Source organism: Microbulbifer sp. 2205BS26-8, from assembly GCF_030731025.1.
GTDB classification, from domain to species: Bacteria; Pseudomonadota; Gammaproteobacteria; order Pseudomonadales; family Cellvibrionaceae; genus Microbulbifer; species Microbulbifer spongiae.
Window position 1 is genome coordinate 139,194 of record NZ_JAVAMR010000003.1, and the last position, 11,035, is coordinate 150,228.

Below are 11,035 nucleotides of genomic sequence, written 5' to 3' on the forward strand. Positions count from 1 at the left end.
ACCGATTTTTCAGAGAACCTCACTTTCCCTATGTCCATTTTTGGCACTTTGCAGGCAGTTGGTCGAGGAAAGTGTATCCATCCTCTTTGTATCTGATAAAATCAATTTTGAAATTGTCGAAACAACCGCTTCTGGTCCTGTATTTAACCCTTTCATCTGGTAACTGATTTTCCCCTGCCTATCCAGTACTGTAATCATATTGGAATGTGCTATGTCTTTTTTGTTATTGTTCATTGGTCTATAGCGAACACCCAATAGGGCAGAGAATTCAAGTACTTCATCTGGATTACCATTCAACATCAACCAGCGGCACTTATCCAGATCATGCTCCTGCATATAGCGTTTTAATACTTCCGGACTATCCCGCCCTGGGTCGAGGGAAATAAGGGTAAACTGAACATCCAGGATATCGGAAGAAGGTATTTTTTTCTCAATACTTCTCAATTTGGAAAGAATAACCGGGCAACTATGCTGGCAGTAAGTATAAACAAAGGCAATTATCTGCACTTTGCCCTGTAAGTCAGAAATAGATATTTCGTTACCGTTCTGGTCCCGCCATTGTGATTCAGCGTGGTAAACAGAGTCATCGGGAAGTTCAGCAAAGGACCAGGTTGAGGAGCATGGCAGAATGAATGCCATAAACCCTGTGATGATCGTTGTTATCCATTGGGCATTAAGATTCAGTATTTTGTGTTTGCGGGTTTGTGTTCTCCTGCGCGAGGAATGCTGACAAAAAAATCCCGATATAGAGTTTATGAGATCTGTGAGTAATATATATGATGTGGTCTCTACAAACGACGTAGATTGTATTATCCCGGTATTTTCGTTTTCAGTACCATCATTACTAGGATCATTGGTGCATGGGGTCAACTTGCTCATTACTTGCTCCGTGACTGTTGTGGGCTTTTAACTTCAAAGAAAGCGTTCCGAATGAATTGCCTTATTGCCCCTATAAATTTAACCAAAACCATGAAACTCATATCGTTCAATGCTGGTTTGCATCTATTGCGCAACGAAAACCCAGGGAGCGCATTGTATAGTTTGCGCGATAACTGCTGCGCAGTGCATAACGCATAAATGCGGCGTAATCGCTCGGGTCAACGGAGGAAACAGCACCGGCACCACAAAACAGGGATAGTTCCAGTTGTGTATCTCCACGGGATTCCCCGGTGACCAGTGCGGTATTGAAATCGTTAACCAGTTCCCAGATTACGCCGTGCATGCCATGCACACCCCAATAGTTGGCTGGAGTATCTTTTACGTTTGGTAGCAGATTGCCAGCGGGTCTGGAGTACCATTCCAGAATTTTTTGGCGGTACGCCGGGTCATTACGACCATTCCTGTTAGTGTCACTGGCTTGTGCGACATACTCCCATTCAGCAAGTGATGGCAGGCGCTTGCCAACAGATTTGCAATAGGCCCGCGCAGAAAACCAGGATACGTTAGTCACCGGGGCCTCAGCCAGTGTATCCATTTTCAGTGGAGTCATATGCTGTAGATAATTTCCATCGCTAAATACAGACTTGATATTATCTTTACTCCACTTTGGATTGTGCTGTGTAAAGGCATGGTAGCGCCGATTGGTAACAGCATAGCGGTCAAGCAAGAATGGCCTTACAATCGGCGAATCGGTGCTGTCCTTGAAAAGTGGTGTATAACGCCCACCGGGAATATAGGCCATTTCACTTTGAATCGATTTGCTGGATTGGTTTGCTCCCTGATCAGCCTCACCGAGGGTTGGCAGACTTATCAGCAAGGCAAACCCCAACAGGCCAGTTATTATCAAACGCCTGTTTTTCATTTTTCAATTCCAGCAGATCCTTAATATAGACGCTGCTTGGCAACTTGTTCAGGTGTGATTTCACCTCCATTGTTGCCCCAGGTATTTAACACATAGGTCAGCACATTGGCGATACTTTCGTCAGACAGTTGCACTGCTGGCATAACACCATCATATGCCTGTCCATTGACTGTGATTTTTCCCGAGAGCCCATTGAGCAGTACATCGATTGAGCGGTCGGGTTTTGCGAGTAAATAGTCAGATCCTGCCAGTGGAGGAAAGGCTCCGGGAATACCCTGACCGCCGGATTGGTGACAGGCCATGCAGTTTTGATCGTAGGTGCGCTTTCCAAATAATATGCGCTCTTCTTTGTTTCGGGCCCTGGCTGATGTACTACCACTTTCTGCAATGCTTTGAATACCCCCACCTTCAGGATGATAGACCGTATCTTCCTGCTTGCCAGAGTATAAAGCGAGGTCCTCAGTACCTTTAATTTTCAACATGCCCAGTGCACCCTTATTGAATGCACGAAAAATAGAATGATCGACTAGTATAAATGTGCCCGGCACATCCACGAGAAACTCCACGATTGCTGAGCCTCCGGCAGGAACAAGGGTTGATTGCACATGGTGATTAACCATATCACCACCTTCTACATATACCTTGTCAAAGATTTCACCGATGACGTGAAATGAAGAAACCAGGTTGGGCCCACCATTGCCCACATAGAGACGAACAGTCTCACCCACATTGGCGTGTATGGACTGATCACCCGTTGTCGATCCCACAGAGCCATTGAACACAACGTAGTCAGGGTTTTCAGACAGCGCTTTCTCCATATCAAAAGGTTGCAGACCTTCTTCTCCATACTTTCCTTTGGTATAGAATTCGCTTTGCATGATGTAAAATTCTTTATCTACCGGCGGCAAACCTTCTTTGGGCTCAACAAGAATCAGCCCATACATACCGTTGGCAATGTGCATACCAACGGGTGCCGTGGCGCAGTGATATACGTATAAACCCGGGTTCAGCGCCTTGAAAGAAAAGCGTGAAGAATGCCCTGGCGCGGTAAAGGATGAGGTGGCACCGCCACCGGGTCCTGTAACAGCATGCAAGTCTATGTTATGTGGCATTTTGCTCGACGGATGATTATTCAGATTAAATTCAACCTGATCACCCTCTCTAATGCGAATAAAGTTACCGGGTACCTGGCCACCAAATGTCCAGAAAGTGTAATCAACCCCGTCGCTCAGGCGACCAACCTTTTCTATTGTTTCAAGGGTGACAATCACCCTTGCCGGGTAGTCCCGAGCGATGGGGGGAGGCACGAGAGGTGCCGCCGTGAGCACTGCATGCTCAGTCGGAAGCTGGGAATCCGTCTCTGCAAATGCGGGCATACCTATCGACCAGATCATTCCTGCCAGAACAAACATCATAATGCCTACACTATCTATTTTGTATTTTCTGTTTGTCATCATTGCTATATCTCCCAATGGTTCGTTGCAATTTTTGAGCCTAATAACAGATACAGTAGTCACTAGGGACAGTTATCCTGGTGTATACACTGCCTGTTAAATTCAAATACAGTTATGTATAAAGAAGTTCCTCCCTCGAATTCTCAAGGTAAGGGTGGATTGGAAGCGATCGACAATAGTCAGAAAGCCAGGCCCTTAAACCAGTGAACGGGTGGCATCTACCTCTCATAAAGCCTTTGAGTGAACCATAGGTGTTTGTCTGGACGGTGCTGGCCCAAGTAAGCACTACTCCCGGTGTTCAGGAGAACGGCTGTAGGCCAGTAGAGTCTTCGAACTTATTCGCAGTGCTTTACACCGTTTGCAGGTACAGTTGGATCGTGCTGCATAATTACAGCGGCTATTGATATCCATCAATGTGAATTTTAAGCGTTTCATACAACCAACCTCAGCTATGCATGGTACAAAAATACCCACAATAAATGCGTGGTCTTTAAGCATACAACCATGGTGATACACAGGCCTCTGTATTCTTAGAGCCGATTACAGTGCTAGAAAGTCTGTGCCAGCTGGATGAGGTGCTACCAAGCTCCCATTGTGTGGGATGCTATGTCTTCAATAAGTGCTTTTCACCTCAGATACTATTCTAGAATATGGTTGAAACAGGATCTTGATTTATATCAATTAAGGTGGCGACTATTGACATAACCGAAGCTGTGAAAAAGAAATAGATTCTGCTATCTCACGGGAAATATTTCTGCTTAGGCCTGACTCTGTCAGAGCCGATCGGGTAATGTCCAGAAAAGAGCAATCAACCAGTAACTTTATGGAGTGCAGAAAAGTAGTTCCTGAGGCCAGTGATCCTCCAGTATTGTTGATTCGGGTAGAAGTTTTGCAAGTGGCTGGGTGGGCTAGGTAATATTTCAAATTATCGGTACCTTTACAGCAAACTTTATAAGTTGTTCTGTAATTTACAAATTTTAAAAGGGTGAAATTGTTTCTGCTTATAGCCAATGCCAAATTGAGGAGGTGCGGAAAAAATGATTTTTGTATAGGATAGGGTTTTCTGATTGGTCAAAGTCAATAGTAAAATCAGGCTGCACTTTTTATAAACATATACACTTTGCTTTAAATTTCCGAATTGTTACAGAGTGTTTGTCGATAGCCTTTCCAAAAACTTTCAGGATTAATTACATGAATCATCCAAAGTACCATTAAAGCAGATCCGAAAAATACTGCCGCCTATGACCATCTGGCGTCCACCCAGGTGTCGCAGGACAAGCTGGAGGCCGCCGCGTCTACCTATCGTCGCCGCATTCGCAACCAGCCCAGTGTGGCAGCTTACGCGGAGTTGGCCAGAGTGCTGGCGCGTCTTGGGCACCATGATGCGGCTCGCCGGGCCAGGGTGAATGCGAAAGCAATGCGCCATGGCAAAAAGGTGGTGCAATAGGCCGGCACCGCGGTAGCTTTGCGCAAACAGATCAATGAGGAATTTCCAGGCTGGATTTGTCGCTGTGTCACCTGGGCGGAAATCCGCTCGGGCCTGGCCATTGCAAGTTCTGTCGGCAATAGTTCCATCGGCGCAGAATAACCTTACCTGTCCGCCTGATCTTACCTATTCTCTATGGGAAAATTCCACCCATGTATACCCCTAAGGTATCCCTAAAGCACTTGAGAGTTCCACAGCACTTTCGGAGTGCCAGGCGGCTCCATTACCGGATAAGAATGATGCGTGTGAATCAGACAGTGAAAACATTTCTTTTGCGGCGCATATTTTTCAGTGTACTGCTGCAGCTTCCCTGCCTCTCTCTTGCCAGTGAGCAAAACCCCGCGAGCGTTGTCACCAAAAAGGCAAATCAGAAGGTCCTGAAAGCGCTGCCCTTTGATCATCGGCAGGACTTTGAAGACATTAAGCGCGGATTTATTGCCCCACTACCGGACAATGGTATCATCAAGAACGATCAAGGGGATCCAGTTTGGGATCTGGGCGCTTATCAATTTGCACGGGGTGAAGTGGCACCTGATACCGCCAACCCGAGCCTGTGGCGCCAGCTACAGCTGATCTCAGAGGGGGGGCTTTACAGGGTGACCCCACGTATCTACCAGGTGCGCAGTGCCGATCTCTCCAATATCAGTTTTATTGAAGGCGATAGCGGCGTCATTGTCATGGACCCACTGATATCGGCGAAAACCGCCAAAGCGGCACTGGAATTATACCGACAGCATCGCGGTAACCGGCCGGTGGTTGCGGTGATTTACACCCACAGCCATGTAGACCATTACGGCGGCGTGCGCGGTGTAGTAGACGAGGAGGAGGTTAAGTCCGGCAAGGTCAAAATCATTGCCCCCGAAAATTTCCTGATAGAGGCGGTCAGTGAAAATGTCTTCGCCGGTAATCATATGGCGCGCCGGGCCAGCTTTATGTACGGCAACCTGATTTCCAAAGACCCTAAGGGCACCCTGGGTGCAGGACTTGGCCTGGAAACCTCCACGGGCACGGTCACCCTGATCGAGCCCACAGATACGATTACAAAAACTGGCCAGACCCTCAAGGTTGATGGCCTGACCTTTCATTTTTTAATGGCGCCGGGTTCTGAAGCGCCGGCGGAGATGCATTTCTTTGTGCCCGAGTTAAAGGCGGTCACCGCCGCCGAAAATGCCACGCACACATTACACAATCTCTATACACTGCGCGGTGCCAAGGTGCGCAATGCACGGAACTGGTCCCGCTATCTCAATGAGACCCTGCAGCGCTGGGGAGAGAAAGCGGAAGTATTGTTTGCGCCACACCACTGGCCCACCTGGGGGAAGGAGAATGTCGTCAACCATCTGAAGAAGCAGCGAGACCTGTACAAGTACCTCAATGACCAGACCCTGCGCCTGGCCAACCATGGTTATAACATGATTCAAGCGGCCGAAATGATGGCGTTGCCACCGGAACTGTCCCAATATTGGGCCAACCGCGGCTACTATGGCAGTGTCAATCACGATACCCGGGCTGTGTGGAATTATTATCTCGGTTTTTTTGACGGCAACCCCGCACGCCTCTACCCGATGCCACCCACTGCCGCCGGCAAAAAATATGTACAGTATATGGGGGGAGCGGCGAATATTATTCAGCAGGCCAAGCGGGACTACAATGCGGGAGAATACCGCTGGGTAGCGGAGGTGCTGGACAAGCTGGTGTCCGCCGAACCCAACAACCGTGCGGCGAGGGATCTCTTGGCAGATGCCCTGGAGCAGATGGGGTACCAGCAGGAAAATGGAACCTGGAGAAATTTCTTCCTGAGTGGTGCCAAGGAGCTGCGCGATGGCATTGAACGGTTGCCTGTGTCCCTGACTGCCAGTGCCGATACCATCCGTAGTATGCCCACTGAATTGATTTTTGATTACCTGGGGATTCGCCTGAACGGTCCCAAGGCCACGGGTAAGCAGATTTCTATCAATATCACCCTGCCGGATACCAATGAGCACTATGCCCTGGTGCTGGAAAATGCGGTGCTGAATTATGCGGCACCGGTGAGCAGCCCCCACTGCAGCGTCACCATTCAACGCAGCGACCTCAACGACATCCTCCTCGGTACCGCGACCCTGCAGGAGAAAATCCGGGATGGCTCGGTGAATGTCGAAGGAGATGCAGAACAGCTGAGGTTATTGCTGTCTCTAATGGATCAGTTCGACTTCTGGTGGAACCTGGTTACGCCCGAGCCTATGGACAAACAGTCCCTGGAAGCGTCTTGATCAGCGGCCCATTACCTGGGATACAGGGTGAACAAAAAACACCGCTGTACTGCCCGGCCATATGTGGTATAGTGGCGCAGCTGGGATTACTCAGCTGCGTCATTTGTAGGTCGGTAACACTCCGACATCCCCACCGGAACGACTCTCAAATTCTTCCCGGAATTTTCTACTGAATGCCGCGCACCGGTTTTGCCGGTGAATAGACGGCTGTGTGCACCGGGCGCCACCTTGCTCGGATTGCCGACCCCGCTTTCTTTCCTGGCACCCCTCGGCGGGTGCGTTTGATTGCGCCTGTAGCGCAGTTTGAGGTTCTTTATGTTGTTTGAAAATCTGGGTCTGACCCAGGATATTGCCCGCGCCGTTGCGGAGCAGGGATACCGCACTCCTACACCGATCCAGGCCCAGGCTATCCCGGCGGTGATGCAGGGCGGGGATGTGATGGCGGCGGCCCAGACAGGCACCGGAAAAACGGCAGGTTTTACACTGCCGTTGCTGCACCGCCTGAGCGCGGGTCAGCGCGCCTGCAAAGGTCAGGTTCGCGTTCTGGTGCTGACGCCCACACGGGAGTTGGCCGCACAGGTATATGAGAATGTGCAAAGCTACAGCAAATACCTGCCAATGCGCCACACAGTGGTGTTTGGTGGGGTCAAGATCAATCCACAGATCTCGCGATTGCGTGGCGGCACCGATATGCTGGTGGCGACACCGGGGCGTTTGCTGGATCTGCACAGCCAGGGCGCTATCCACTTCGACCAGTTGGAGGCCCTGGTACTGGATGAAGCCGACCGTATGCTGGATATGGGCTTTATCCACGATATTAAACGGATATTGAAACTACTGCCCCGCGAGCGCCAAACCCTGCTGTTTTCCGCAACTTTTTCCGCAGAAATCCGCCAGTTAGCCAAAGGGCTGGTCAACAATCCTCTGGAGATCGATGTCAGCCCCCGTAACTCCACCACTGCAACCGTACGCCAGACTCTACACCCGGTGGACAAGGCGCGAAAAACAAAGCTGTTGAGTCATCTGATCCGCAAGCATCACTGGCACCAGGCCCTGGTGTTCAGCCGCACCAAACACGGTGCCAATCGCCTGGTAAAACAGCTGGAGGCAGATAATATCCGTGCTGTGGCGATCCACGGCAACAAGAGTCAGAATGCCCGCACCCGCGCGCTGGCGGAATTTAAGGCAGGCAAGGTACAGATCCTGGTTGCCACGGATATTGCTGCGCGAGGGATCGATATTGACCAACTGCCCCAGGTGGTGAACTTCGACCTGCCCAATGTGCCGGAAGATTACGTACACCGGATTGGTCGCACGGGACGTGCCGGTGCCCACGGACAGGCAGTGTCTCTGGTGAGCGCTGATGAATTCAAACAGTTGCGGGATATTGAACGCCTGATTGGTAAAGCAGTGCCACGTGAAGAGGTCGAGGGTTTCGAGCCCGACCATCAGGTGCCGGCCTCCGGCAGTCCGCGGCGCAGTGATGGGCAAAGACAGCGCCCTGAACGCCAGAAGCGCGCAGGGGGTGTGCGCGGGAAAGGCCGTCACTGCGGTGATCGCACGAGTAGGAGTCGCGCCGGGCGCCGCGGGAACAGGGAGGGTACTCCCATCCATTCTGGATATTAGGCTCAGAGGCCACATCGATGCGTGAGTGGAAAAGGGCTATACACCGGGTTTTCAGTTAGCTGGTGTATACAGCGGCGCTATGATTGTGCGACGCGGTGCTTGAGTATGATGGTCCCCCCACCGTTGGGCGGGGAGACCATGGATGCGGAAAAAAGCAGAGTGCAGGTGATCTCAAACGATAAAAATAGCTGTCGTGGTTGGTCTATCAGTGTAGAGGCCGGAGTGGTTACTCCTCTCCCTCAGGTTTGAGCTTTTGGGATTCTGTAATCTGAAGCATGCGCTTTTCGCCGCGCTCTCCCCGGATTTTTACTCTGTCGCCGGATTTCATCCCTTTTTTCTTGATTTCCTCCGCATCAATAAAATAGTAGTTGCCAGTCTGCTCATCTTTGAGAGAGAAGCGGTGCTCCGATTTTCCGGATTCAAAATCCTCGACAATAATCTCTTCCAAAGTACCGGTGACGACTTCTTCCGCCTGGGCGAAAAGGGAAAAGTGCAGTCCGGCTAACAGCGCTAGAACTCGAAGCATAATATCCACCTTATCGGTTGTTACCATTGTGAAGTAATTATTCGCTATAACTGACGGCAATGACTGCTGACTGGTTTTCAGCAATTCGGGACTTATATTCAATTTTCAATCCTATTGCCTCATCGGTAAAGTCATCTCCAGGCTGCGCAAGTACAGCAACATGATTGGAAGTTCTACCATTGAGGTAATGAACTGTCACTGAATGCGCATAATGTGGCCGGGGATTGAGCTCATTGTGTGCCACATGGTAATTGACATAGTAATGACTCTGGCCATTGCTGCTGCCGGTACTCTCCACTTTAAGTTGCTGTGGCAGGGTGCCGGACCGATCCCCGGCAGTCAGCTCAATGGCCTGTATTTCCAGGTCCTGGGAACTGTTTGAGGCCTGCTCTACGGTAACCGTGTATTCCGGGAATAAGCGATACCAGTCCATATATTCCCGGTGCGCGCTGCCAAACAGCCTTGACTCGGAGCGGTTGCCCATAAAGGCGCCGCCGGTGCCGTACTCATCCTCGCCATTGTCGTTGGTATCCCCATCATTGTTACTGTCCCAGCCAGCGTGGCCGAGGCCGATATTGTGCCCCAGTTCATGTCCCATGAGCAGCTGATCCGAGTCGGAAGCCACCATACTCCACCTTCCGCCCACGGCGGCAACGCCGTACCCTATAAGACCTTCGCGATACGCGGCCCGGGGGTATATGTAGACTTGGTGACGCCATTTGTTCAGCGCCAGAGGTGCGCCGTTCTCATCGACAAGGTTGTTTTCAGCCCACTGGTAGGCCATGTTACGCCATGTATGGCCGCTGTCTGTGTACTCCCCTTGCTGACCGGCTTTGGCGCGGGCTGCTGCGTCTGCAATACTCAGGATGCCGCTATTCTGGCTGTCCGGAATATCAAAGCGAATGCAATCAACGGAACTTTCCTCCCTGTTGGCCTCGCCGTAGCAGTAGTGCTGGAGGGTGTTGTCACTCACGCGGTGACGAAGGAATTTCAACTGGCCCAGGGAGTTTTCCCGATAGGTGTTATCGAGGGAATCCACATCATTGAAGACCATATCCGCAATATCAGAAATGTCGGCCCGATCTGTGGCCAGCGCATCGGAAAAATTCATCAATATAAAAACAATACTGCTTTCTGTGGGCTCAAGGGTGGCAATGGAGAAGACAACGGTTTGCTCTGTGTCATCGCTTAATGTAAATGTGATGGAATCCTCGGTGAGATCCCCTTTCCTGATGCTGTCCGCTTTACTATTCAGTGTGTATTCCCAGTCGCCACTTTCGGAAAGTTTGAAATCGCCATAGCTTCCGGCAACGGTGCCACTGACAAACACCGGGGTGTTGCCATCTACATCATTCAAAGACAGCCTGCCTGTGGCGAACTCCTTGCTGTCCACTACCATCATGGCCAGAGGTGATTCGGGCTGGAAGGTGTAGGGATCGTCAAAACCGGTGATGGAAATAGTGATTTTTGTGGTGCGACTGCCACCGGCGACACCAACGGTAAATGCCTCGCTTGCCTGTTCGCCACCATTCAGGGGGTCTGCGAGTTCGCCCTCCAGGGTATAGGTCCAGCTGCCATCTTCGGATGTTTCCAGATTGCCATAGGTACCCTGGAAGTTATTTGCCTCAAAGGTCTGGTTGGCATTGGTGCTATCGGTTAGCTTGCCGGTGGTTGTGGTCTCGCTGTTTTCCAAAACACGGCCTTCGCCACCGCTGATCACCCCCGGCGTTTCCGTATCCGTATCACCTCCACTGGTGGAGCCGCCACCGCCACCACAGGCAGTAAAGGTAACAGACAGGCTGATTGCGACAAGGAGCCTTAAAGCAGTATTCATGATAGTTCCGACCAATTGGTTTGTGCTTGGTTATACGGGGGTCAAATTATAGGAAT

At 50.7% G+C, this 11,035-nt stretch carries 8 protein-coding genes; 3 read left to right on the forward strand and 5 right to left on the reverse strand.

Going from position 1 to position 11,035, the window contains the following annotated elements; genetic code table 11:
• Positions 1-9 precede the first annotated feature (9 nt).
• From Q5Y71_RS02025 to nirK, 3 genes are all read right to left on the reverse strand, one after another.
• The gene (locus tag Q5Y71_RS02025; RefSeq protein WP_306039635.1) at positions 10-879 is read right to left on the reverse strand and encodes an SCO family protein; all 870 of its coding nucleotides are present in this window, start codon (positions 877-879) and stop codon (positions 10-12) included.
• Between the two features lie 106 nt (positions 880-985).
• On the reverse strand, positions 986-1,801 hold the full coding sequence (locus tag Q5Y71_RS02030; protein ID WP_306039637.1) for a formylglycine-generating enzyme family protein: 816 nt from the start codon (positions 1,799-1,801) through the stop codon (positions 986-988).
• A gap of 20 nt (positions 1,802-1,821) precedes the next feature.
• Positions 1,822-3,258, reverse strand: a complete 1,437-nt coding sequence (nirK, locus tag Q5Y71_RS02035) for a copper-containing nitrite reductase (RefSeq protein ID WP_306039639.1) — start codon at positions 3,256-3,258, stop codon at positions 1,822-1,824.
• Between the two features lie 1,261 nt (positions 3,259-4,519).
• Here nirK and Q5Y71_RS02040 point away from each other — a divergent pair.
• The 3 genes from Q5Y71_RS02040 to Q5Y71_RS02050 all read left to right on the forward strand — a co-directional run bounded on the left by Q5Y71_RS02040 (position 4,520) and on the right by Q5Y71_RS02050 (position 8,619).
• Positions 4,520-4,702, forward strand: coding sequence for a hypothetical protein (locus tag Q5Y71_RS02040; RefSeq protein ID WP_306039641.1), 183 nt, complete (start codon positions 4,520-4,522; stop codon positions 4,700-4,702).
• A 296-nt stretch (positions 4,703-4,998) separates the two neighbouring features.
• Positions 4,999-6,993: an alkyl/aryl-sulfatase gene (locus Q5Y71_RS02045; RefSeq protein ID WP_306039643.1), complete on the forward strand. Its 1,995-nt coding sequence runs from the start codon at positions 4,999-5,001 to the stop codon at positions 6,991-6,993.
• A 315-nt stretch (positions 6,994-7,308) separates the two neighbouring features.
• Positions 7,309-8,619, forward strand: coding sequence for a DEAD/DEAH box helicase (locus Q5Y71_RS02050; RefSeq protein WP_306039645.1), 1,311 nt, complete (start codon positions 7,309-7,311; stop codon positions 8,617-8,619).
• Positions 8,620-8,845: 226 nt separating this feature from the next.
• Here the strand turns inward: Q5Y71_RS02050 and Q5Y71_RS02055 are convergent, their stop codons facing one another.
• A complete protein-coding gene (locus Q5Y71_RS02055) occupies positions 8,846-9,145 on the reverse strand; it encodes a hypothetical protein (protein WP_301415042.1) in 300 nt (99 codons plus the stop codon).
• Between the two features lie 37 nt (positions 9,146-9,182).
• Complete coding sequence (locus Q5Y71_RS02060) at positions 9,183-10,979, reverse strand: VCBS domain-containing protein (protein ID WP_306039648.1); 1,797 nt, start codon at positions 10,977-10,979, stop codon at positions 9,183-9,185.
• Positions 10,980-11,035 lie beyond the last annotated feature (56 nt).

What these genes read in the sequence shown, in the direction of transcription:
- Q5Y71_RS02060 (WP_306039648.1), bottom strand. Translation starts at nt 10,979, where the DNA reads ATGAATACTGCTTTAAGGCTCCTTGTCGCAATCAGCCTGTCTGTTACC.
- Q5Y71_RS02030 (WP_306039637.1), bottom strand. Translation starts at nt 1,801, where the DNA reads ATGAAAAACAGGCGTTTGATAATAACTGGCCTGTTGGGGTTTGCCTTG.
- nirK (WP_306039639.1), bottom strand. Translation starts at nt 3,258, where the DNA reads ATGATGACAAACAGAAAATACAAAATAGATAGTGTAGGCATTATGATG.
- Q5Y71_RS02055 (WP_301415042.1), bottom strand. Translation starts at nt 9,145, where the DNA reads ATGCTTCGAGTTCTAGCGCTGTTAGCCGGACTGCACTTTTCCCTTTTC.
- Q5Y71_RS02025 (WP_306039635.1), bottom strand. Translation starts at nt 879, where the DNA reads ATGAGCAAGTTGACCCCATGCACCAATGATCCTAGTAATGATGGTACT.
- Q5Y71_RS02050 (WP_306039645.1), top strand. Translation starts at nt 7,309, where the DNA reads ATGTTGTTTGAAAATCTGGGTCTGACCCAGGATATTGCCCGCGCCGTT.